The organism is Niabella aquatica, assembly GCF_054779315.1.
Genome location: NZ_BAAGYM010000016.1, coordinates 134,011 through 159,105, shown reverse-complemented (window position 1 = coordinate 159,105; position 25,095 = coordinate 134,011). Strand labels below are relative to the sequence as shown.

At 41.6% G+C, this 25,095-nt stretch carries 19 protein-coding genes; 5 read left to right on the top strand and 14 right to left on the bottom strand.

What is annotated here, in order from left to right; genetic code table 11:
• Window positions 1-40 precede the first annotated feature (40 nt).
• Window positions 41-1,042 (bottom strand): AAA family ATPase, encoded by a 1,002-nt coding sequence (locus ACYVBM_RS14265; RefSeq protein WP_460686351.1) that lies wholly within the window; start codon window positions 1,040-1,042, stop codon window positions 41-43.
• Window positions 1,043-1,076: 34 nt separating this feature from the next.
• Window positions 1,077-2,777 (bottom strand): NAD+ synthase, encoded by a 1,701-nt coding sequence (locus ACYVBM_RS14260; RefSeq protein ID WP_460686350.1) that lies wholly within the window; start codon window positions 2,775-2,777, stop codon window positions 1,077-1,079.
• Window positions 2,778-3,067: 290 nt separating this feature from the next.
• Between ACYVBM_RS14260 and ACYVBM_RS14255 the strand changes: the two genes are divergently transcribed.
• A complete protein-coding gene (locus tag ACYVBM_RS14255) occupies window positions 3,068-4,087 on the top strand; it encodes a tetratricopeptide repeat protein (protein ID WP_460686349.1) in 1,020 nt (339 codons plus the stop codon).
• Window positions 4,088-4,216: 129 nt separating this feature from the next.
• Window positions 4,217-6,007 (top strand): AMP-dependent synthetase/ligase, encoded by a 1,791-nt coding sequence (locus tag ACYVBM_RS14250; protein ID WP_460686348.1) that lies wholly within the window; start codon window positions 4,217-4,219, stop codon window positions 6,005-6,007.
• Window positions 6,008-6,065: 58 nt separating this feature from the next.
• Here ACYVBM_RS14250 and ACYVBM_RS14245 read toward each other — a convergent pair whose 3' ends face one another.
• The 4 genes from ACYVBM_RS14245 to ACYVBM_RS14230 all read right to left on the bottom strand — a co-directional run bounded on the left by ACYVBM_RS14245 (window position 6,066) and on the right by ACYVBM_RS14230 (window position 12,008).
• Window positions 6,066-6,272, bottom strand: coding sequence for a hypothetical protein (locus ACYVBM_RS14245; protein WP_460686347.1), 207 nt, complete (start codon window positions 6,270-6,272; stop codon window positions 6,066-6,068).
• Between the two features lie 80 nt (window positions 6,273-6,352).
• A complete protein-coding gene (locus ACYVBM_RS14240; RefSeq protein WP_460686346.1) occupies window positions 6,353-6,856 on the bottom strand; it encodes a hypothetical protein in 504 nt (167 codons plus the stop codon).
• A gap of 160 nt (window positions 6,857-7,016) precedes the next feature.
• Window positions 7,017-9,452 carry an outer membrane beta-barrel protein gene (locus tag ACYVBM_RS14235; protein ID WP_460686345.1) on the bottom strand — a complete coding sequence of 812 codons (2,436 nt, stop codon included), beginning with the start codon at window positions 9,450-9,452 and terminating at the stop codon, window positions 7,017-7,019.
• A gap of 120 nt (window positions 9,453-9,572) precedes the next feature.
• A complete protein-coding gene (locus ACYVBM_RS14230; protein ID WP_460686344.1) occupies window positions 9,573-12,008 on the bottom strand; it encodes a TonB-dependent receptor in 2,436 nt (811 codons plus the stop codon).
• Window positions 12,009-12,301: 293 nt separating this feature from the next.
• On the opposite strand from ACYVBM_RS14230, the gene gcvH reads away from it, so the two are divergent.
• Entirely contained in the window at window positions 12,302-12,679 is a 378-nt protein-coding gene (gcvH, locus tag ACYVBM_RS14225) for a glycine cleavage system protein GcvH (protein ID WP_460686343.1), read from the top strand.
• Between the two features lie 25 nt (window positions 12,680-12,704).
• Entirely contained in the window at window positions 12,705-13,088 is a 384-nt protein-coding gene (locus ACYVBM_RS14220) for a VanZ family protein (protein WP_460686342.1), read from the top strand.
• Between the two features lie 219 nt (window positions 13,089-13,307).
• On the opposite strand, the gene ACYVBM_RS14215 is transcribed toward ACYVBM_RS14220, so the two are convergent.
• The 8 genes from ACYVBM_RS14215 to ACYVBM_RS14180 all read right to left on the bottom strand — a co-directional run bounded on the left by ACYVBM_RS14215 (window position 13,308) and on the right by ACYVBM_RS14180 (window position 24,242).
• Complete coding sequence (locus tag ACYVBM_RS14215) at window positions 13,308-13,937, bottom strand: hypothetical protein (RefSeq protein WP_460686341.1); 630 nt, start codon at window positions 13,935-13,937, stop codon at window positions 13,308-13,310.
• 104 nt (window positions 13,938-14,041) lie between these two features.
• Window positions 14,042-14,257 (bottom strand): hypothetical protein, encoded by a 216-nt coding sequence (locus ACYVBM_RS14210; RefSeq protein WP_460686340.1) that lies wholly within the window; start codon window positions 14,255-14,257, stop codon window positions 14,042-14,044.
• A gap of 337 nt (window positions 14,258-14,594) precedes the next feature.
• Window positions 14,595-16,403 (bottom strand): translational GTPase TypA, encoded by a 1,809-nt coding sequence (gene typA, locus ACYVBM_RS14205; protein ID WP_460686339.1) that lies wholly within the window; start codon window positions 16,401-16,403, stop codon window positions 14,595-14,597.
• 137 nt (window positions 16,404-16,540) lie between these two features.
• Entirely contained in the window at window positions 16,541-19,213 is a 2,673-nt protein-coding gene (locus tag ACYVBM_RS14200; protein WP_460686338.1) for an outer membrane beta-barrel protein, read from the bottom strand.
• Between the two features lie 11 nt (window positions 19,214-19,224).
• The gene (locus ACYVBM_RS14195) at window positions 19,225-20,223 is read right to left on the bottom strand and encodes a FecR family protein (protein ID WP_460686337.1); all 999 of its coding nucleotides are present in this window, start codon (window positions 20,221-20,223) and stop codon (window positions 19,225-19,227) included.
• Between the two features lie 18 nt (window positions 20,224-20,241).
• The gene (locus tag ACYVBM_RS14190; RefSeq protein ID WP_460686336.1) at window positions 20,242-20,847 is read right to left on the bottom strand and encodes an RNA polymerase sigma-70 factor; all 606 of its coding nucleotides are present in this window, start codon (window positions 20,845-20,847) and stop codon (window positions 20,242-20,244) included.
• Between the two features lie 157 nt (window positions 20,848-21,004).
• Window positions 21,005-21,697 (bottom strand): Bax inhibitor-1/YccA family protein, encoded by a 693-nt coding sequence (locus ACYVBM_RS14185; RefSeq protein ID WP_460686335.1) that lies wholly within the window; start codon window positions 21,695-21,697, stop codon window positions 21,005-21,007.
• Between the two features lie 124 nt (window positions 21,698-21,821).
• A complete protein-coding gene (locus ACYVBM_RS14180; protein WP_460686334.1) occupies window positions 21,822-24,242 on the bottom strand; it encodes a TonB-dependent receptor in 2,421 nt (806 codons plus the stop codon).
• Window positions 24,243-24,483: 241 nt separating this feature from the next.
• On the opposite strand from ACYVBM_RS14180, the gene ACYVBM_RS14175 reads away from it, so the two are divergent.
• Window positions 24,484-25,089: a Crp/Fnr family transcriptional regulator gene (locus tag ACYVBM_RS14175; protein ID WP_460686333.1), complete on the top strand. Its 606-nt coding sequence runs from the start codon at window positions 24,484-24,486 to the stop codon at window positions 25,087-25,089.
• The last annotated feature ends 6 nt before the right edge of the window (window positions 25,090-25,095 follow it).

The following is a 25,095-nucleotide window of genomic DNA, read 5'->3' as shown; positions in this document are numbered from 1 at the left end:
AAAAAACAATATACCTGTTATGCGTCAACTGTCATCTCAATTACGGAACATTCACCTTCCCTAATATTTCACTGATAATATTTTCTACATCAATGTTCTCGGCCTCGGCTTCGTAGGTAAGGCCAATACGATGCCGCAATACATCATGTGCAATGCTTCTTATATCTTCCGGTATTACAAATGCCCTTTTATTTAAAAATGCCTGGGCTTTTCCTGCAAGCGCCAGGTTAATGCTGCCCCGAGGCGAAGCGCCATAAGCAATTAAAGGCGTTAATTGCTGCAATTGATACCGGTCCGGATAACGCGTTGCAAAAACAATATCAAGTATATACTGTTCTACTTTTTCATCTAAGTAAATATCCCTTACCAGATCTCTTGCATACAGCACATCCTGCACCTGTACTACAGGCTTTATCTCCGGCATTTTTACCGATTGCACATTAGACCTTAATATAAGCTGCTCTTCCTGCATTTCAGGATAGCGCACAATCACCTTCATTATAAAACGGTCTACCTGCGCTTCTGGCAAAGGATAGGTGCCTTCCTGTTCCAGCGGATTTTGCGTAGCCAAAACCAAAAAAGGCTCCTCCAGCCGGTAAGTGGTATCGCCAATGGTTATCTGCCTTTCCTGCATAGCCTCTAAAAGCGCCGATTGTACCTTTGCCGGAGCCCGGTTAATTTCATCAGCCAAAATAAAATTGGCGAAGATGGGGCCCTTCTTTACCACAAAATCGTTCAGCTGCTGGTTGTACATCAGGGTTCCTATTACATCAGCAGGCAGCAGGTCGGGCGTAAACTGGATGCGGCTGAAATTGGCCTGTATAGCAGTTGCCAGCGATTTTATAGTTAATGTTTTGGCAAGGCCCGGCACACCTTCTAGCAGCACATGCCCGTTACTTAATAAACCTGTCAGCAGGCGATCCAGCATGTGGGCCTGCCCGATGATGATATGTCCAACCTCATCTTTCAGCTTATCAACAAAACCGCCCGCGGCCGCTACTTTGTCATTTAAAATCTTAATATCTGCTGCTGTTCTATTCATTATGAATCATTAATTACTGATTATTCATTGCCAATCAACTCAAATATTTTGCCACAATAGGAATCCGTCTTCCCACACCAAATGCCTTATAGCTCACTCTTATAATAGGACAAAACTGGTTGCGCTTATATTCGTTCAGGTTTACCATACGTAAAATACGCGCCACCAGCTTCTCATCCAACCCCTGTGCCACCAGCTCTTTAGGTCCCTGCCGCTCTTCTATATATTTAAAAAGAATCGTATCCAGCTCATCATATTCGGGCAGGCTGTCGCTGTCTTTCTGATCGGGCCTCAATTCTGCTGATGGCGCTTTCATTAAAATGTTACCGGGTATCATCTCCTTGTCCCGGTTGATATACCGGGCCAGGGCATATACCTGTGTTTTATACACGTCTCCCAGAACGCCCAGACCGCCGGCCATATCTCCATATAATGTACCATAGCCTGTAGCAAGTTCGCTTTTATTGGAAGTATTTAAAAGTATATAACCAAGCTTGTTAGCGATGGCCATTAATAAATTCCCGCGGGTGCGGCTTTGTATATTTTCTTCCGCCACACTGAAAGGCAGGTCTTTAAATATAGGGCTCAGCTGTGTTAGAAACGCATCATAAATATCTTTTATGGCAATGATATCGTACGGGTTACCCAGGTTCTGGCTTAGCTGCTCTGCATCACTTACAGAATGCGAAGTGGAATACTGAGATGGCATCAGCACCGCACGCACATTTTCTTTTCCCAATGCTTTCACTGCAAGCGCAATGGTAACCGCACTATCAATGCCCCCGCTGGATCCTATAATGGCCTTTGTAAAGCCCATCTTGGCAAAATAATCTTTTATACCCAGCACCAGTGCCGAATAGATTTCTGCAATGTTAATTTCATCTGTAAGATATTCCAGCACATCTTTACCAAAGCCCACTTCCGATGAAGCAAAGTACACGGTGGTATCGGCTGTGCTTTCCGGTGTTTTATTCAACAGGTCATCCAAATCAAACACTTTAAAATCTTCCTCAAAATATTTCAGTTCTCCTGCCTTATTACCTGCATCATCATAAACAAGGCTTCCGCCGTCAAACACGATCTCTGTTTGCGATCCTACAGCATTGCAATACAGCATCGGCAGGTTGTACTTTAAGGTATGCGCTTTTACAATACTGTTGCGCACCACGTCCTGCGCATAGTTATAAGGAGAGGCTGAGAGATTAATGATCACATCAGGGCTAAATTGAATCAACTCTTCCATAGGTGTAATACGGTACAGCGGGTTGCTGCCCATATTCCATATATCCTCGCAAATGGTTACTGCGAGCTTTTTACCCATAAACTCTAATACATTCCAGCTGTAAGCCGGTTCAAAATAACGGCCTTCGTCAAATACATCATAAGTAGGAAGAAGGGTTTTATGTACTTCTCCCTTAACTTTTTTTTCATGCAATAAAAAAACGGCGTTGAAAAGGTCTTTACCTAATGGATTGGGATTTCGTGCAGGCGCTCCCACCAGCACTCCTATGGTATCGGCCTGTTCCCGTATGGCATCAATAGCGGCGTAGCACTGGTTAATAAAATCATCGAATTCCAGGAAGTCGCGGGGCGGATACCCGCAAATACATAATTCGGAAAAAATGACCAGGTCAACACCTTCAGCTTTTGCCTGCTGAATTGCGGCGATAATTTTCTGAATATTCGCTTCGAAATTGCCAATATGATAATTTTGTTGTGCTAATGCAAATTTCATTTATTCTGTTTTATTGTTGGTAGCCCGATAATTTATTCCGTCGCGGCAAAAACGTTCTATACTATAGTATAATACTTACAAATGTAGCCTTCTGTCTATAAAAAATACAGCGCTTTGCAAGGTTTTAACATCCAGCTTTTTATAACATTTTAACAAATGCTTAAAAATTCAGGATGTGAAATAAATTTTCCCTTGCTGCCACCCTTTCTCCTACTTTTGCATCTTATATTACGGGACCGTCATTTTCGGCTTGTTTTTTGTTTCTTTAGCTAGTCAAAAAAAATAATTGAATGAAAAAAATATTTGTAACAGGCTTATTTATATCTGCTTGCATGACTGTATTAGGGCAAAGCACTATTTCCTCAGAGCGCCAGCGGGCAAGAAATTTCATGCAATCGGGCGACCTGGACAATGCTGTGCTGGTGCTTACCAAAGCCAGCGAGGCCAATAAAAACGATATGGAACTGCAGAAAGATCTTGCGTTGGCCTATTATTATAAAAAAGATTACCCCAAATCGTTAGAAATTATCAAAGCAGTGATTGCCAGTCCTGATTGCGACCCGGCAGCTTACCAACTGGCGGGTAACATTTACAAAGCCCAGGAAAACTACAAGGAAGCAGAAAAAAATTATAAGGACGGCTTAAAAGATTTTCCCAACAGCGGGCCTTTGCATAATGACTATGGCGAATTGCTGGATATCTTAAAAAACCCGGCAGGTGCTATTGATCAATGGCAAAAAGGAATGCAGGTAGCCCCTTCTTATGGAGGCAATTACTACAATGCCGCCGTTCATTATTATAAACAGCAGGATGACAAGATCTGGGCGATCATTTACGGAGAAATTTATGCTAATATGGAAAGCCTTAACCCTAAAGCCAACAGCATCAAGAAAATGGTTCTGGACGCTTATAAGCAAAAACTTTTCATTTCAAATAATTTAAAAGCTGATGCAGCCAACCAGAAAAATGCTTTTGCAAAAGCTGTTATAGAAACTTTCGCTAAACAATCCGGTATATCTGCACAGGGAATCACGCCCGAGAGCCTGGCAATGATACGTACCCGCTTTATACTTGACTGGAACACTTCTTATGCTAAAGAATTTCCTTTCCGCCTGTTTGATTATCACCAGCAGCTAATGAAGGACGGGCTATTTGACTCTTATAACCAGTGGATGTTTGGACCGGTAGATAACCAGTCTACATTTGAACAATGGGTAGGGGCGCATAAAGAATCGTACGATAAATTCACCGCTTTTCATACCTCGAGGATTTTTAAAATGCCTGCGGGACAAGTGTATTCTGTGAAATAAAATTCCCGAAATAACGCTGTAACCATCTGCCTAAACGCAGGTGGTTTTTTTATGTATTCTATTCATAGCCCCGGCTCTTTCTTTCTTAACATTTTTTCTTAACTTGTCTACCTAATAATTATTTGCTGTATGGAGTATCCGGGATACCGATTATTTGATGCCATAGCTTACCAACTTGAGCATTTTCCAAAAACCGATATGCTCAATGCCAAAGAAAAAGGCCGGTGGAGATCTTATGCCACACAGGAAGTAGCCGACCTTGCTGACCGGCTTTCAGCAGGTCTTTTAGCCAAAGGAGTGAGCGGCAATGACTTCAGCCCCGAAGGAAGCGATAAAATAGCCATCATCAGCAACAACCGTCCTGAATGGCTGATCACTGATTTTGCTACTCAACAAATCGGCGCGATACTGGTGCCTATGTACCCTACCACCAGTTCGCTGGAGCTGGAATATATACTGAACGAATCGGAAGCTAAATATATTTTTGTCAGTAATGAAGAACTACTCGAAAAAGTACGGTTACTGAAAAGCAGCTTTTTAAAAGGCATTTATACTTTCGATAAAATAGAGGGGGCGGCCCATTTTACCGAGTTGTTAGAGCTTGCGAATGACGGGTTATTGCAACAGGTAACCACTACAAAACAGCAGGTACCCAATACGCATTTAGCCACTATTATCTATACCAGTGGCACTACCGGGAAGCCAAAAGGTGTAATGCTAAGCCATAGTAACATTGTAAGTAACGCATTTTTTTCAAAAGCCAGCTTCCCGTTCCCTGATCAGCCCCAGACCAAAGTACTGAGCTTTCTTCCGCTCAACCACATATTTGAGAAAATGGTAAGCTATATATACCTGTTCAGCAGCATATCTATTTATTACGCCGAAAGCCTGGAAACAATTGCAGATAACCTGAAAGAGATAAAGCCCGATGGTTTTACCACTGTTCCCAGGCTCCTTGAAAAAGTATATGAGAAAATAATGGCTAAGGGTAAGGAGCTGAGCGGCATCAAAAAAATGCTTTTCTTTTGGAGCGTAGGGCTGGGCCTTAAATATGATAACCGTAAGCCGTTGTCTGCTTTTTATAGATTCAGGCTGAATATTGCCCGCAAGCTGGTCTTCAGCAAATGGCGTGAAGCCCTTGGAGGCAACATTAGCTTTATTATTACAGGCGGGGCGGCAGCATCGGAAAAGCTGCTTCGTATTTTTAACGCGGCAGGCATTCCCATTTATGAAGGTTATGGCCCTACCGAAAACAGCCCTGTAATCTGTGTAAACCGTAAGCAAAACAATGAAACTTATTTAGGCACCGTAGGGCCTCCTGTAGAAGGCATCGAAGTAAAGCTTGCAGCAGATGGCGAAATACTGGTGAAGGGGCCCAGCGTGATGCAAGGCTACTATAAGCACCCGGAATTAACCCGTGAAGTTATTATAGACGGGTGGTTGCATACAGGTGACATAGGAGCCATCATAGAAAACCGCTTTTACAAAATCACCGACCGTAAAAAAGAGCTGTTTAAAACCAGCGGAGGTAAATATGTAGCGCCGCAACCTATTGAAAATAAAATGAAGGAAAGCAAGTTTATTGAACAGATTATTGTACTGGGAAGCGAAAAAAAGTTTGTAAGCGCATTGATCGTTCCCTCTTTTTCGGCAATTCGGCATTGGATGAAGGAGCACCATATTCCTGACATGAGCAATGACGATATAGTAAAAAATCCTAAGGTGCATGCACTTTTCCGTTCTGTGCTGGACCACTACAATGTCAATTTCAATCATGTAGAGCAGATCAAAAAGTTTGTGCTGCTGCCTAAAGAGTGGAGTGTGGAAGGCGGAGAAATGACACCCAAAATGAGTCTCAGGCGTAAAATGATCATAGAAAAATATAGCGCAGATATTGAAAAAATATACGAAACAGTATAAAAAACACTGATCGATTTTCCGGTTAAAAATCCGGCCGGGAAATCAGCACTCCTGTTAGCTACATTTTTTCATCGTGCTTTTTAGTAGCATGCTCCTTATCTTCTTTACTCTCCATTACTTTACTGCCTTTTTGCATTAACGAAGATACCGGGCCTTCCATTTTTTCCTGGGGATCAGTTTTACCCAACGTTTCGGGATCGGGCTTTACAGGAGCATCCTGATGATCTTTATTTTCCTGATCCTTTTTTGCATTTTTATTATCCATAGCTAAAAATTTAAATCGTTAAATAATAATACAATAGTATATGCATTCTTATATTACAGGCAATTATCATACCTGTTCTGTTATCTCTCAATACTTATAAGCACATCACCTACCTGGCTGCCAGAGGCCATATTGCTTTTATTGATTATAATGGTATAATTCCCCTTCTGCCTGGCATCAAAGGTAAGCTGCTGGCCAAAAGGCCCGTCTGTACTGCCATCCGGCATTACTACCTGGCTGATCCTGATATTGGCACCGGGTTTACCAGGGCTGATGCTTACATTCAGGAGGCCGGGATCCAGGTCAGTGAGGGTTATGTGAACGGACTGTGTTTCAGCAACTATTGTTTTATTCAGTTTTACAGGTAATGTTGCGGCAGGCACAGCTACCTCTATAACGTATTCCACGGGGAGAACAGCAGATACTGTATCTGCCTCAGTAATACTATCCAGCACTATAGCGGTATCTTTTAACTTTGTTTCAGCAGCTACCGTATCCCCCTCATCAGACTTATTAACCCTTGATGAATTATTGCAGCTTATAAGAAGCGCAAACACAGCAGCATATAACAATACATATTTCATCCGTATGTTTTTTTATCCGCCTGGGCGGAGATTTTTTGTCAGGTGAGTACTCATATATATCCTATCAGGATTTTCATGAGCGTTTCATAATAGGAATATCATGCAAAAAAGTTGCCAACAAAAGCCGGCAACTTTATTTCAAACCAACAAAACTAAGCTTTTACTGGGCGCCCGGTGTGGCTCCGCCCTCTCCTGTGCGCCTGTTCTCTTCTTCCAGCCCCGTTTTACGCTGCCTTGCAGCTTTTACCTGCGAACTGCCAAAACGGTAAGTAAAATTAACTTTGAACTGGCGCGACTCCCAATTGGCGCCAATGCGATTTACCGCCCCGGCATAATTAGCATCGCCCCTGAAATGCATCGTTTTAAAAATATCGCTCACACTTGTTTTAATCGTGCCTTTTCCTTTAAAAACGCTTTTTTGTAATCCTGCATCTACAAAACCCATTGATTTACTCTGGAATATACCCTGCCATATTGATGGAGAAACATACAGACCGGTCAGCTCCGCTGTCCAGGTTTTAGCAAACTTATAGCTGCCCTGGGCGTAGAGAACATAGCTGAAAACATCCTCCTTCACATCCCTGCCTGCCCCACCAAAATTCGCTTTATATACGGAGTAATTGGAATTAAGATTTGTAAACACAGTCAATGCTTTGTAGTTGAACGGATAGCTTATGTTCAGGCTTACCACATCCTGCGTAGCCAGGTTTCGCGTTATCTGGAACGATTTACTCTGTTCTATCGTATCGAGTATTTGCGCAAACATATCTTTTATATGGCTATAATTCAACGTGGTATTCAGCTTGTATTTAAAAGTATGGGTAAGGCCAAAGCTATTGGTATACTGTGGCGTTAAATAAGGATTTCCCTGCTGGTAGGTATAATCGTTAAGCGCAAATCTGAAAGGATTCAGATTACTATAATTCGGCCGGTCTATACGGCGGCTATAGGTAACGCTCCATTGGCTCATAGGATTTTTGTTAAAAGTGAGGGCAGCACTTGGAAAAAGATCTGTATAATTTCTTTTAACCGTTGAATCGCTGGTTACCTCGCTTGTGGAGATGCCTTTAGAATAAGTATTTTCGGCTCTTACGCCTACCTGTATCATGAATCCTTTAAGCTGGCGGTTATAGTTTACATACAGCGCATTTACATTTTCAGAGTAATCAAATACATTGGAATTCTTCCGGTCCGGTACTTCTGTGCTACCGTTCGCATCATACCGGTTGAAATGATTAAATGTTTCAACAAAGCCGATTTTGGTTCCATAAGACAGCTTTCCTTTCCAGGCATTTTGCTCGTAGTCTGCTTTAAAAGAGTAAATATTGATGTCTGTAGGGGTAATCATCCGGTATATATTGCGAGACAGCTCTGCTGAATAATCGCCATTATAATAAATATTAGGTACATACTGGTTGGTATAATTCTCATAGCGGCCATAATCAAGATCCATATTTAACTGATGGCCCAGGGTATCTGCATACCTGTAATTCACATTGGCATTATAGTTCTTCCGGTCTCCTTCCATTACCGGGTTCGCTTCCAGGATCCGGAGCGGAGAAGCATCGCCTCTTCGTGTAATAGTCATGCCTCCGCTGGTACGATTAGTATTATCACTGAGATTACCGCTCAAAATAACCCCTAAAGTATTTTTACTGTTGATATAATAATCCATACCGGCTTTAAATCCATGCGCCGCTCTTTCACCCTTCATCTCAGAAAGCTGGTTGAAAACAGTGTCCGCTATCTCCCTGTATAAAGAAAGGGTGTTGTAGTTCAATCCCCTGCTATAATTATAATTTCCGAAATAATTGGCTTTTTTGCTGCGGTGATTTAGCGAAAATCCGCCATTGTATTTAGCATAAACCCCCACATTATAGCCGGCAGTAACGGTACCATTGGTACCTAACGCCTTATCTTTTTTTAATTTAATATTGATAATACCCGCATTACCAGATGCTTCATACCTGGCAGAGGGATTAGTAATCAGCTCAATACTTTCAATACTGGATGACTGAAGGGAGCGAAGATAATTAGCCAGGTCCGTACCTTTCAAGGGACTGGGCTTCCCGTCAATATAAACTTCTACGCCGTTTTTGCCAGCCATACTGATGTTGTCGTCCTTATCTACCAGAACGCCCGGAGACCGCCTTAATAAATCAATCCCGTCATTGCCGGTTGCATTAATAGTACCTTCCACATTCACAATCATCTTATCGGCCTTTACTTCAATCAGCGGTTTTTTGGCGGTAACCACCACTCCTTCCAGCTCAGTAGCTGTTTTGGCAAGCACTATTTCTTCTATCCTTTTATCCTCACCATTATAACTAAAAGGCTGGCTGTACGATTTAATATAGCCAAGTGACGTTGCCATAATAAGATAATTCCCTGTATCTATTCCTTCAAATACATACGTCCCGTTTTTACCGGTAGCATTTAATTTAACAATAGAAGAATCCCGGCTGTTGAGTAGTGATACAGTAGCTGCGCTTAGGGCACTGCCCCCCGCATCTTTTACCATTCCGGTGATCTTTTGGGCGTTCAGGTTAGCATACCCTGCTAAAAACACCAGGCACATTAGATTTTTTATAAACATTGGTTTTCGAAATTTGATGCAAACTTATGCGCTACCCTACATGCAGGAAAACACTTGCCGCTCAACGGTAAAAAAAATCCGGTGAATGGTATATTAAAGCGTGTAAGCTGTTTTTACAGATTAATTACCTCCGCTACCCACCCGGCTTTGCTCATCACCCGCACCACCTGTTCTGCGCCTGGCAGGTGCTGCACCGTTTTTACCAAATTTATAAGCAAAGGAAATATTAAACTGCCGGCTATCTCTCCTGCGGTCATTAAAGATATTGATGTCTACATCAGCATAACGGGAATATCCGCTAAAATTCTGTGTTCTGAAAATATCTCTTACCCCGAGTTTCACCGTTCCGTTTTTCTTTAATACTTGTTTTGAAATGGCCGCGTTCATTCCGCCCATAGGCCTGCCAATGATCAGCCCCTCCGAGGGATTACTGACGTACCAGCCACTAATTTCCCCTGTCCATGTTTTTGCGAAACTGAAACTGCTGCTCATATTCGCGTCTAATACATTTATATTAATTTTTATCGGCGTGTTTTTAGCGTCTTCAATGTATAATCCCTTATACTGGTTATTAAATACACCGCTGTACAGGCTCAGGTTCCACCATTTTACAATTTGCTTATTTACTGAAACAGAAGCACCCCATTGCCTGCGTGTACTCAAGTTCTCTGTTGTTTGAAAGGCCGTCTTCTTTTCTGTATTCTGTTTTAGCAGCCGGGTGATAATATTATTTGTTCGTGTATGGCTGACAGTAAAAGACAGGAAACGGTTGAACGTATGAGTCACTTCCACCCTGTTAGAAAATTCCGGTTGCAGATAGGGGTTACCCTGGCCATAAGTAAGAGAATCTATAAAATAAACAAACGGGTTCAGGTCATTATAATCGGGCCGCCTTATTCTGCGGCTGTATGCAGCGCTTAGCTGGTTTTTATCATTAATGCTATAAGCTATACCTGCATTGGGGAACAGGTTGGTATAATTTCTTTTAAACGCAGAATCGCCCTGCTGCTGTATGCCTTTTGTATAGGTATTTTCCACACGCAACCCTGCTGTAAACTCCCACTTCTTTATATGCTTTGTTAAGATGGCATAAGCTGCATTAACGTTTTCCCTGTAAATAAAATGATTCGTTCTCTGCTCATCAACATACCAGCCGGTACTGGTATCCCTTTGATATAAAACATTGTTATCGGTGTTTACAAAGCTGGTTTTAATACCCGTTTCCAGTTTTGTATTTTTATTGAACGGATGTGCATAGTCTGCCTTACCGCTGTATATATTGATAATGGAAGGCAGTACTCCGTTAAGCATTACTGTTTTGCCCTCCTGTGTGTTATCAGGTTTGTACACGCTTGTTGTAAGAGCGTTACTGCTGCGATTATGATAATAACCCTGATCCAGGTCAAAAGATACTTCTCTTCCCGCCGAATCAAATGTATGTTTATAGTTCAGATTCGTTGTAATATTTTTTGCACGCCCTCCATTGTAAGCCTTTGATCTTAATACATTGTTCAGGTTATTAGCGGCATTATACAGTTCGGAGGCGCTTTCTTGCCAGTTATTCCATGGATTTATATTACCACTTACCACTACACCGGCCACATCTTTGTCGGTAAAATAATAATCCATTCCCATTTTGCCGTTATGCCAGGAACTTTTATTATGACGTTGTGTAGTTTGTTTGGACGAGCCGCTGAAAGCGGCTTCCCTATAAAAATTCCTGTTAATATTCATAATGCCCCAGCTTTCCCATGCACCACCGTTATAGCTGCCAAACAGGTTCACTTTTTTATTGCGCAGATTAAAATTAGCCCCACCATTATACTTGGGATATAATCCCTGCACATAATTCAAATTCATATTTCCGTTCATCCCTCTTATCGTTCCTTTTTTAGTTTTAATGTTAATTACACCGGCAGCTCCTGCCGCATCGTATTTTGCCGGGGGATTGGTCATGATCTCAATCTGGTCAAGACTGCCAGCCTGCAGGCTTTTTAAAAAAGTTGCCAGGTTTTGTCCGCTCAAATAAGTGGGCTTGCCATCAATTAATATCAAAACACCGCCTTTCCCCTGCAGGCTGATGTTATCATCATTATCCACAGATACGCCTGGTGATTTTTGCAATATCTCTAATACATTCAACCCTGCATTAGAAGGCGAAGCATCCACATTTACAACAGTTTTACCGGCTTTTACCTCAACCGGTGGTTTTTTGGCTGTTACTACAACGCCGGCCATTTGTGTACCTGTTTTCTCCAGTGCTACATTCTGTTTGCTATCTGTACTATGATTAAATACCGGGGAAAAAGTTTTTGTATAGCCCACGCTGGTAACCTGCAGCAGGTAATTGCCGGATATAATATTATCGAACCGGTAAAGGCCTTCCTTATCGGTTATATTCATTTTAACTAATGCAGAGTCGCTTGCTTTTAATAACGCAACGGATGCCCCCGGTAATGGTTTAGACCCTGTATCTGCTATTTTCCCTGTAATAACCTGTGCTTTTGTAATTACAGTAGCTGTAGTAAAAGAAAGTAGTAAAAAAAGTAATCGCATAAAATCGGTTTGTATATAACAAAACTACCCTGCAGCGTTGCACCCTAAAAGCTTTTAGCGGTAAATGGTATAAAATGCCTGCTGAAAGTGATAAAATACTATTTATACGGGTTGGCAACATAATCTACCTGTTAAATCGTTTAAAACAGATAAATGTTACCAACCATAAAAGATCCGGTAAACAGGGCAATGGAGCCGATACATTTTAAAAAGGCATAAAAAAAGTGATCGTTTCCAAAAAATTCAAAGGTTTTACCTCATATTTGTACTTCAAATTAAACAATCATATAGCTATGAGTTATCCTGATACGCTGCGTTATACCAAAGACCATGAATGGATTAAACTGGACGGTAATATTGCCACAGTAGGTATTACTGATTTTGCCCAAAGGGAGCTGGGAGATATTGTTTTTGTAGAAGTAGAAACGATCGGCAAAAAACTGAATGCAAATGATGTGTTCGGTACTGTTGAAGCTGTAAAGACAGTGTCGGATCTTTACCTGCCTGTAAGCGGCATAATTAACGAGTTGAACCCCGCACTTGCCAATGCACCAGAGCTGGTAAATACAGATCCCTATGGCGAAGGCTGGATGATAAAAATGACCGTGGATAATCCTGCCGATGTAGAGGGTTTACTGGACGCAGCTGGCTATGAAGCCGTTACCGGATAATTACATACGACATAAAACAAGTGTTTTGAAAAAACTATTCAACAGTTACTGGCCGGCCATACTTTGGTCGGCCATTGTCATTATATTATTATGCATCCCGGGATCGGACCTACCTGATGAATCTTCATTTCTTGAAATACCTTACTTTGACAAGTGGGTACATTTTGGCATTTTCGCACTTTTTGTTTTCCTGTGGTGCTGGGCCGTCAGCTTAAGAAGTTCTCCTGCGGGGCTTTCAAAAAAATTTATACTCATTGCTATAGCGGGCATACTACTGGGTTATCTTTTGGAACTCGTGCAACGATATTTAATACCTAACAGAGATTATGATTTGTGGGACGTAGTGGCAGACAGCGCAGGCGCTATTACAGGTGTTTTGATCAGCCTTAAAGTATTTATAAAAAAATAGACCCCTGTAGAAACAGGGGTCGCAACCAAAACTAACTGCTTATGAGAAAATTGACTATCTTAAACTTGTACATTTATTAAAACGCACCAAGCTGATTTTTTATTTTACTGAACTTGTTAAAGTAATTTAAAAGATTTAATCTGTTATTTACAGCTATTAAAGAACTTCACTTAATATTTAACAGAAATCATGCCAAAAAGCAGACTCGAAAAAGAAAGTTTACCGGAAGAACCCCTTGATCAGGTCCGCAAGCCCGCCGCTTTTCTGCTGCTCTTGTTGCTGATTTTGGGCCTGCCCTGTTACCACATTCACAATATCACTTAAATCTACCTTGCCATCCCCATTGGTATCAGCACCCAACCGGCCTATCAAACCCTGAAAATCAAACCCGTTGATCTGCGTGTTATCGGGTGCAGCAGGGCTTCCTGTTAAAGATGCCACCAGATTATTTAAATCAAATCCGTTATCTGCAGGATCATTGCTTCTTGTTTTGCTAACCAGACTGCTTAAAACTCCCGGAATAATATTATTGGCTATGCTATTTGCAACAGCAGGATTCAGGTTCATCTTTTTTACCAGGTTATTCGCTAAATGGCCTATCATCATACTTACCATAGGGTTGGAGCGCATTCCATTACCACCATTGCTATCGGGTCCCTGACCACCGCCGGTAAACATTGAAATAATACTTTGCAACCCTCCGCCGCTCAGTATATTTTGAAAACCACCGGTTATGGTATTAGCGGCCTCCATCATTACGGCATTATTTTCACTATCAGGCACTTCAGGGTTTTGCACAACAAATTGTTGTCCCTGCTGCTTTACGAGGTCTAAAATCTGTTCCAGCATAGAATTTGTTTATAGTTGTTGAAAATTAAAAGCAGCTATAGATGATATCGGATATTGATTGAAATCGAGCAGGTAATTTCCCGAAATAAGGTCAGCCGTAATATTCACCGGTTATTCTTTTTTTCGCTTTTCCACCATTTCAACCCAATATATCCTATTACCAGTAAAGGTATAAATGCCAGGTAAATAATGCCACTGTTCAGGCCAGAAGCCGGTCCGTCACCTAACTGCTGGGCAGTTTTAGTACAAATGGAACATTGCGCAAAAGCCGCAACACGCAACAATAAAACAGCAACCAATAAAGCAGCACCCTTTATCATACTGCAAAGTTACGATTTTACGTAATCAAAGGGAGGTAATTGTTTGGTTGAACAATGTTAAAAGACGCTTCGGGATAGGCTTTAGAAAAAGCGCCTGTTGTTTTTTACTTTGCTCCTTCTATTCGCAATAAAATGCCTGGGAGGCACTCCCGTTCTTTCAAAATGCTTTCAGTATCTCATCCTCCCCATTCAGCCAAAGGCACTGATCGCCGGAATGTTGCCGTACTTTTAGTAATAATTCTGTTTTGTAAATACGATGACTGCACTCTATTTATAGGGACATAAAAAATCCCGGTATAAGCCGGGATTTTTGTATAAAATAATATTTTACAGTATATTATGCTTCTGCAGCCATTTTCTTGGCCTGCCGGTTACGTTCTATTTCATCTAAAATTACTTTACGCATGCGGATGAAATTAGGCGTTACTTCAATACATTCATCGTGCTGTATATATTCCATGCACTCTTCCAGTGTCAATAAAGTTTTAGGAGCAATGCGCGTAGCATCATCGCTGCCGCTGGCACGGTGGTTCGTTAGTTTCTTTTCTTCCGTAGCATTCACCACCAGGTCGCCGGGCTTAATATTTTCCGCAAGTATTTGTCCTGCATACACTTCATCGCCCGGGTCTACAAAAAAGGTACCCCTATCCTGCAGTTTATCAATTGAGTATCCGGTTGTTTTTCCCTGGTTTTTTGAGATTAAAACACCATTGTTCCGGCCGGGAATATTCCCTTTCCAGGGCTGATAATCGTTAAAACGGTGCGCCATTACTGCTTCACCGGTAGTTGCCGTGAGCATTTGCGTACGCAATCCGATCAGACCGCGGGAAGGAATATCAAATTCCAGGTGCTGCATTTCGCCTTTGGTTTCCATTACCAGCATTTCACCTTTACGGCGGGTAACCAAATCAATCACCTTGCTCGCGAATTCTTCAGGCACATCCACTACCAGCGTTTCATAAGGCTCGTATTTTTTGCCATCGATTTCTTTCACCAGCACCTGGGGCTGCCCTACGGTAAGCTCGTAGCCCTCCCTGCGCATGGTTTCTATTAACACCCCTAAGTGCAGGATTCCCCGGCCATATACCAGGAAGCTTTCACCGCCTTCGCTTTCTTCAACGCGTAACGCCAGGTTTTTCTCCGTTTCTTTGATTAACCGGTCGCGCAGGTGGCGGCTGGTAACGAATTTTCCGTCTTTGCCATAAAAAGGGGAATTGTTGATACCGAACATCATGTTCATAGTGGGTTCATCTACACTAATGATAGGCAATGCCTCCGGATTCTCGACATCTGCAATGGTGTCGCCAATGTTAAAATCCTCGATACCTACAACGGCACAAAGGTCACCTGCATGTACTTCGGTTATTTTCTTTTTACCCATTCCTTCAAACACATATAATTCTTTTACACGGGTTTTCTTTATCGTACCGTCTGCCTGCACCAGTGCTACCTGCTGGTTTTCTTTTATAGATCCACGGCTTACCTTACCAATAGCAATACGCCCGAGGAAGGAAGAATAATCCAGCGAAGTGATCTGCATCTGTAATGTACCATGATGGATATGTGGTGGTGGTACGTATTTGATAATACCATCCAGCAACGGATTAATATTATCAATTTCAGTTAATGAATCATTGAACCAGCCGTTTTTGCCCGAACCGTAATAAGTAGGGAAATCGAGCTGCTCTTCGGTTGCATCTAAGTGAAAGAACAAATCAAACACTGCATCGTGCACTTCATCGGGGCGGCAGTTGGGCTTATCTACTTTATTGATAACTACAATAGGTTTTAATCCCAATGCCAATGCTTTTTGCAGCACAAAACGGGTTTGCGGCATAGGGCCTTCAAAAGCGTCCACCAAAAGGATCACACCGTCGGCCATTTTTAATACCCGCTCTACCTCACCGCCAAAATCGGCGTGGCCCGGTGTATCAATAACATTGATTTTGAAGTCTTTGTAAGTAACTGCCGCATTCTTACTAAAAATGGTGATACCGCGCTCGCGTTCCAGGTCGTTGCTGTCCATAATCAGTTCACCGGTTTCCTGGTTATCGCGGAACACTTTGGTAGCGTGCAGAATTTTATCTACCAGCGTGGTTTTACCATGGTCTACGTGCGCTATGATAGCTATGTTTCTTAAGTTCATGTACTATATTGATAAGTTGAAAGTTGATGGATTGATAAGGAATTATCAGCCATCTTTCCTTAAAAAGAGCGCAAAGGTACGGCAATTATGGCAAAACAGATTTTTTATGTATGAATTTAGTTACAGGCAGATGCAAGTTAATTTGACCGGTTCTTCTCTTCCTGGTTGCCCACTTTTCTTGAGCTTACCGAAATATTCTTATTTCCAAAGTTATAGCTTATGGATAGCCGCACCCCGCGCGAATCATAATATTGTGTGTAAGACTGTTGCACCCCGTCAGCAAAATAGTGAATGGTGTAATAGTCGTCTTTCAGCAGGTCATAAAAATTCAGGCCCAGCACCCATTTCTTTTTTGCCAGCAGGTATTTGAAGCCTATATCCAGCGATGAAGAGGTGGTAGTATTATAAAAATTATTCTTTGCCGGGGTATTATAACTGAAAGAAACAGTGGTGAATAGTGTTTGCGCTTTGTTCAATGTAAGCGTATTAGTAGTTGAAAACCAGCCTCTGTACCCGTAATAATAGGGGTTTACCTGCGGAATAAAATTGTGTGTTTTACTGTAGCTGAGATTGATGCCGGAAGTATGCTCCCACCAGGTAAAAAACCGCTTGTTCAGCGAAGAATAAATACCTGCCGACCAGTTCTTATAAAAGTTGAGGCGTTTAAAAATCTGTATATTATTTATGGTATCATGATAAACAAACTGGCTGTACCCGTCCCTGGTATCAGAAAAATAAATATTGGTGTTGAGCATATTGTTATAGCTGTGGTTCATTGAATAATTGTACGTGAAAGACGGCTGCAGGAAAGGATTGCCCTCCGTATAGGAATTGGAATTCATATACGATCTGGCGGGGTTCAGGTACCAGAAAGTAGGCCGGGATATGCGCCTGGAGAAATTTACAGACCAGGTATTTTTTCCACCGGGCTTGTAAAGCAGGTAAACAGTGGGGAAGAGCTTAAAATAATTGCGCAGCACCAGGCTATCTATACTGATGGAATGCCCGCGGGTCTGCGTGTATTCGCCTCTTAATCCGGCTTTGGCTTCTATTTTATCGCTGATCTTTTTATGCGCTGAAAAATAAAGCGCTTCAGTAGTTTCCCGGTATTGAAAAGTATCCCGTTCAGAAAGATAGGCCGGGTTGTTTGGATAATTGTAAAAGAGATCAGCGCTTACATTATTGTCCGTTTGGGTGGTGGCTACTTTAGCCCCATATTCCAGCGTAGCCCATTTGTAAGGCATATAAAAATCCATTTTGGCTGAATAGTTTTGAATATGTTGCATACTGTTGTTTACCACGTATTGGTGCACGATGCTGTCCTGCGGGATAAAATCCAGGTCGGCTGCAAACGAGTTGCTGCGCGGATTTTTATTGTTGAAATAGTCTAAGTCCACAGAAAAATTTTTGCCCAGGGTATCTATTTTCTGATTGTAGTTGAGGTTAACAGACTGATTGTTGGGTTGAATGCCGGTACCTCCGTCAGACACAAACCGTTTTATTAATTTATTGCCTGCAAAGCTCTGCGAAATATTTCTCTCGTCAGTAAAGGGATGGCCGATAGTGTTGTTGCTGCTGTATTGGAACCCTATGGATTTTGCCTTTGTTAAGCTGTATTGAAAATTGAGCATACCGGTAATGCCCTGCCAGTTTGTTTTATTCCTTACCTGGTTGTGCCACAATTCTTCGGGATAATGATAATAAATATCGTTGGTGTATAAAGACGCGCTTTTGCCAATGCCCACATCTGCCAGCAAGGCTATTTTATCTTTCTTATAAGAAAAATTGATACCCGCGTTGCTCTGTGAATAAGTAGTTTGCGTGTAACTGCCGCGCAGCGTGGTGTTCCATGCATCAGATTTTGCCTCTTTAAGCTGTATATTAATCAGCCCGCTGTTGCCCTCTGCATCGTACTTTGATGGAGGTGTGGTAATGACTTCTATTCTTTTGATGTTTGCGGCAGGTATGGATTTTAAATAGCTTACCAAAGCATCGCCGGAAAGCGGAAGCAGTTTATCATTTACCATTACCCTTAAACCTGATTTACCTATTAATGTAATATCCTCGCCTTTTATCTGCACTCTGGGTGTAATGCGTAAAGCATCCATTGCATCGCCACCCAATACGCCAATGGAATTTTCTACGTTAAACACCAGCCGGTCCACCTGCTGCTCTATCAGCGGTTTTCGGGCAGTAACGGTTACGCTGCCGAGGATGTTCTTTTCTTTCACCAGCACTATTTTGTTTAAAGCTGCGGTATCAGGATATTGAAACTGCTTTGTCTGGGCAATATAACCTACTGAAGATACTTCAATGGTATAGCTATCGCCTTTCTTAAAGGGGAAACGCAACCGGTAGTTACCTTTTTCATCTGCGGCTGTATTAATCAATATGCTCTTATCCTGCAATACGGAAATCGTAGCGTAAGGAACCGGAGTGTTTTCTTCGCTCAGCACTTTTCCGGAAATATCAGAATAGGCAAAAGCTATGTCAATGCCCTGGTCTCTGAGTGCGTTGCTGCCAATCACAATCATATCATTGGCACGAGGGGCGTAGAACAAATGCTTAGGTTCCAGTATGGTTTGCAAAATATCAGATACGTTTTTTTTATTGGCATACAGCGTCACCAGCATGGTATCGCTTACAATTTCATCGCTGTAAACAATATTGTACCTGCCTTGTTTTTGTATCCGGGCAAGCACGTTGGGCAGCGGCTGCTCCTTTATATTCAGGGTTATTTTCCGGTGCTGCGCATTTAGCCCGTAGCAAACGCACAAAAAGATGATTGCCAGTAAAAATCTAATTGTCATGTTTTCTGCTGTTATTCTATAATTACCTGGTTGGCCTGTATGGTATAATTGAACGGGTAAGACAGTTTTAAGGCATCTAATGCTTCTTCGAGTGTTTCTTTGACAAACATGCCGCTAAAGCGCTTTTCTTTCAACGCTTCGTTTTGAATTGTTACTGTTACCGTGTACTTTTTTTCAAGCAGCCGGGCAAGGCTTTCCAGCTTTTCTTTCCTGAAGTTTACGGTATCCGGCAATTGTTTTACCGGGACAATGGTGTCTACATTCCTGATATTAAATAACAGATTGGCCTGTTTTTCTGCAGGTGCCAGGAGCTTTTGATTGGGGTTGAGCAGCACTTTATTTTTTTTATTGTACTTATTGATTACTTCTATCAGTCCGCGCACCAGTATTACTTCAATATTTTTGTTGTCCTTATAGGCGTTGACATTAAAAGCGGTTCCTTTCACTTCAATGTGAATATTACCGGCTTCTAACAGTAATCGTACGTTTGGGTTAGATGTTACATCAAAAAAAGCCTCCCCATTTAAAATAATATGCCTTACTGTTTTCCCAAAACCCCTGTTGTAAACAACAGATGAGTTTTTATTCAGCGTTACCTGCGTGCCGTCATCTAATGTAGTGTACAACTTTTGTTCCCCGGACTGAATGGTATCCATTTGCACAGCAGCTAAAGCCGTAGGCCTATGTTTAGCATTAAATAACCAGAAGCCTAAGGCCAGCATAATGAGGAGAACGGCAGCAATTTTTAACAACCTCGGGTAAGCCGTGTTGCGGTAGAATGGTTTTATTTCAGCCTCATGCGACATCCCGCTCCAGGTGGTATCCAGCTTGCTTTGCACATAATCTGCTGTAAGGTCTTCCTGTGGGTGGCCATATTCCGATATTCCCCTTGCTATCTGCGCGTATTCAGCATTTTCAGCAATAGCGGTATTTAGCAGCGCTGCTTCTTTTTCTGAAAGCTCATGGCTGATTTTTTTTGTCAGCAAGGTTATAAAAAGTTTCCTGTCCATTTATGAAACGTTTTTATTTTACATCAATAAAAGCAACAATTTTAAGTTCCTGCCTGCTCCCTTTTGCTGCGGGTTATATCCAATATGATGACTGATTTCGTCCGCCAACGTTTTCACTGCCTTATGCAACTGGGTTTCTACGGTCCGTACGGAAAGACTTAGTATTTCTGCTACTTCCCTGCACTTCAGCCCGTTTTCTTTTACCAGGCGGAAGATAAGCCGCCTTTGCCCGGGTAAAGTTTGAACTGCTTTTTCAATCAGGTATTTTAATTCTTTCAGTTCGATCGGCTGCTGGTGCGTTGCCTGGAGGCCGGCTGATAGTATTTCCTCCTGCTGATAAGGCATTGTTTTAAATTTGAAATCTCTTTTGTAATTCAGGCAGGTGTTTTTAACAGCCGTATAGAAATAAGTTTCCGGAGATTTAATAACTGGTAAAATTTTTCTTTTTTTCCAGAGGCGCATGAAGAAGACAGAAACGGCATCTTCCGCACTTTGCCGGGAGTCTAAAAAGGTTGTTGCAAATTTTACCAGCCGCACATAATATTGCCGGAAGAGTTTATCAAATGCCTGCCGGTCATCCTTTTTTAAATCTTCTATTAAAATACTCACCTCGTGTATATCCATAATATAAACCTGGCAGCTACCGGCCATTTATTTTGGAATTTCCTTTTTGTTGGACACAGAATTTTTTTTAACTACGTACTGCCTGTAATTTTTTTTATAAAAAAAATCCCCTGTCAGTCATAACCACAGGGGATTTAATCAATTTATAAAAGAATAATTAGCTTCTTCTGCTCATTAATATCCTTAAAATATACCAGAACAGTAACATTACAGATGCAAATAATTGCAAAGCTGCCCCTACATATTGACCTGTTGCATATTTATATTTTACCTGGCTGGTCTGGTATAAAATACTGCCTGCTGCTAATGCTACCATTGCCACAGAAAACCACAGGCCCAGATTAAAGCCAAAGATAGCGCCAGCTACAATCAATCCTAAAGCAACAAAACCTCCAATAACCAGTGCTGACCTTAAAAATGAAAAATCTTTATTGGTCATGAAAACCACGGCAGTAAGGCCTCCAAACATAAATAAAGTAATTACGGCAGCCTGCTGCACTACTGCCGCACCATCGCTCATTACCAAAGCGATATAAAGAACAGGTAGAAAAATGATGGCTTCAATCAATACATATAAGCCTAACCCAGCGTATTGCATATTTTTACTTGCTGAAAAAGCAAGCCTGTCGGCCAGAATGCTGGCCAGCCAGAACATACCGATAATGAAAAGCCAGATGAATTTTCCGGAGATCATCTGCAATACGAGCTCCTGCGGAACTGTTCTTAATAAAAATCCTTCAACTACCATAAAAGATAAAATGGCAATAGCCACATGCAGGTAGGTCTTTTTATAGAACACGGCACGCTCTACATCATTAGCTTCGGAAACAAGGATCATGTTATCGTTCATAAATACTGTTTTAAAAGTGAAAATATACAAATTTCATCAAAGGTTCGTCTTGGCCCAAAACAATAATAAATTATTCAAGAGAAAAGTGTATCAATGATACAGGAATTTTAAGAAACCTCTTGTATTATTCCTTGCCTGAACTTTTAATGTCATCGTTCACCACTTTTTTGACCTCTTTTATTTTCCCGTTGCCGCCAAACTCCCACCCTACCGTAATTCTGAAGGCCCGCATATAGTCCCGATTTTTAACAGTTGAAATAAATCCGGGAGCTGAGATATAACTTGTTTGTGGAATGTAAGCAGAAAAAGGATTGGCTGTAGCTATTGTTACAGTGATCTTTGGCTTTACGACTTCCTTTTTAACTGCGAACACATAGTAGAATTTTTGTGTTTTATAACCCTGGATAGTAACCGTGCGGGTATTATATGCTCCAAAGGCCTGCAGGGCATACCTCTGCGGAAGCTTATAAGTGGTATTTACAGTCATATCTGCCGCCCATCCCTTATTGAAAACGTGCCAGGCATTATTCGTGTAATTCAGATAATTTACGTTAAGATTACTATTGATACTCCAACTACTACTGGGACGCAGTGAGGCCGACAGATTGACGCCGTACATAATAGTAGAAGCCATATTTTCATTCCTGGTTACAGCAATTCCCTGATCATTGATTTCTGTAAAATCAACGATCGCATTATCTGTCTGTTTCCAGAAAACCGCTGTGTTCAAAAAAAAGCCCGGTTTTGCCTGGAAGCCATAAGTCATTTCAGCCTGATGCATTTGTTCAGGCTTCAGCTCGGGGTTCCCCACTTCAATATTCCTGGGGTCGCTGGCATTTGCATTCGGGTTTAAATCCCAGATATACGGCCTGGTTATCCTTTGGGTATAGCTCAGGCCCAGCATGTGACTTTCATTTAGCTTTTTGGTAATGTTAAAACCAGGGATAAGGTTATGAAATGTATTTTTAATTTTGGCAGATTGCCTTATAAAATCTCCATATACATCAGTCGCCTCATACCTTATGCCTCCTTCAGCATACCAGTTGTTTTCCCATTTTGCTTTTATGATACCGTATCCGGCCCATATATCCTGGCTATATTGAAAAACATCTGTCCTGCCCCAATCTGTAACAGCTGCTTCACCATTATTTGTTGTTATCACTTCATAATCATTTTTTACATTCCGTAAAATAGCTTTCCCACCGGTTTCGAGGACATATTTGCCCAGCCGATCCAAAGGATGTACATAGTCGGCCTGGAAAGTCCATTCTTCATTCCGGATGGTATTGAAATTTTCTTCCTGGTAAAAAGGGGCGGCTTTACCTGGTTCAAAAAGATAGAACTGATAAGGAGAGCGGGAGCGGGAAGGTGTAAACTGGGTTAAGAGCGTAATCTCCTGGCCCGGTTTTCGTAGTTTCCTGTTAAATCCTATATTCATGTCCGTTCCAAAATATCCCTCCCTGCGGATGATCTGCTGCTGATATGAATTATTTAAAATACCGCTCATGCTATATTCAGCTGTTGTAATAGTGCTATTATCAGGCCATCTGCCAAACCATAAATTTGCGCCGAGGCTCCACTCCGTTTTTTCGTTGGGAGAAAATACTACCGTTATGTCCCCAGAGCCATGCGGCGAACGGTTATTTTTAAAAAGATCCTGAGTTAGCCTGTTACCCCTCATTTCGTTATTCACCTGTACCCGCTCTGTTTGCTGGGCATTTCTAAACTGTAACTGATGTAAATGACCATGCAGAGAAAAGCTCCATTTGCCCCGGTTGGCCGAAATGCGCGGGTTAAAAGCCTGCTCCCGGTTACCACCCACCAGCTCCATCGTTCCGCTAAAATTTTCCCGGTTCTTCTTTGTAATGATATTTATGATACCCGCAGCACCTTCCGCATCATATTTAGCAGATGGCGTTGTAATAACTTCTACTGATTTTATAAGATCTGCAGGCATCATATTCAGTGCATCGGCAGGGCTTCGGGCTATTTGGCCCGAATACTTTCCATCAATCAATATTTTAAGATTACTGTTTCCCCGCATGGATACATTTCCCTGCCCGTCTACATTCAGAACAGGCGCTTTTCGCAAAACATCTGCAGCGGTACCTCCTGTATTACTTACATCATTTTCGGCATTATATACGATCACACCGGGCTTCAATTCAATGATCTTCTTAGAAGCCGTTACCGTTACAGCCTCCAAAACCTTATCACCCGGCATCAACGGTATGTTGCCAATATTCCGGAGGGAACCACCTTCAGCGTTAATGGATATCTTTTTTTCCGAATAGTTCAAAGCAGAAATAATTAAAAACAGTTGGTTACGGGTTCCCATACTATCACTCAATAAAATTTCTCCGTTTTCATTACTGTAAGCAGAAGCCAGCGCGTCCCCGTTTTCTGAAATCAGATATGCAGTAGCATAAATCACTGGCTTGTTAGTAATGCTATCTGTTATTTTCCCACGTACGTCTAACCGCTGGGGTTGTGATAACAGGACAACAGGTAAAAAAAAGAATATACACAATACCGATACTTTCACGCTATACTTTATTTTTTTTGAATGGCTCGTTATTATGAGCGGGATGGTTCTAATATTTCAGTCACTGCAAAATAAAGCACCTGCACTCTCACATCATTTACCAATCAGGAAAAAAAATTACGATATCGGGAATTTTTCAGCGGGCGCTCTAAAAAAGATATAAGCAGGCCAATAAATGTATACCCGGCTTATGTGCAATAAAAACAGACAATGAATAAATAAAAAACGAATAGCCTGATTTTTGACTTATCTTAATGCCAGATTATACCCAATACATCAACAGTATGAACTAAAACAAGACCTGAACACTATTATGGGCCCTGATGAAATCGCTTCATTTTTTAATTCAAACGGATTATTTGAAAAAACAGTCGTTGCCGAGAGAGGATCTTACCTCACAAAGGCAGGCAGTGTGGATACCCACATCTATTTTATTCAATCGGGCGCTGTGTATGCTTTTATCATGGACGGAGATGAAGAAAGAATCACTCGCTTTGGCTACACGGGCAATATTATAGTACCACTGGATTCTTTCTTAACAGCGCAACCCTCCGATCTGTATATCCAGGCAATCAAAAGAACCACAGTAAAAATTATCAGCAAATCTTTTTTTCAAAAATTCATACAGCAAACTGAAATAAAGTCAAATCTTTGGGCAACGATTCTTGAGAACCTGGTCATACAGCAGATGGAGCGGGAGAAAGATCTGCTGATACAATCCCCTGTTGAACGCTATAAACGGGTGCTGAAAAGAAGCCCGCAGTTGTTCCAGCAAATACCCAATAAGTATATCGCATCTTATCTCCGTATGAGCCCCGAAACATTATCCAGGCTAAAAAAACGTTGAGTCTGG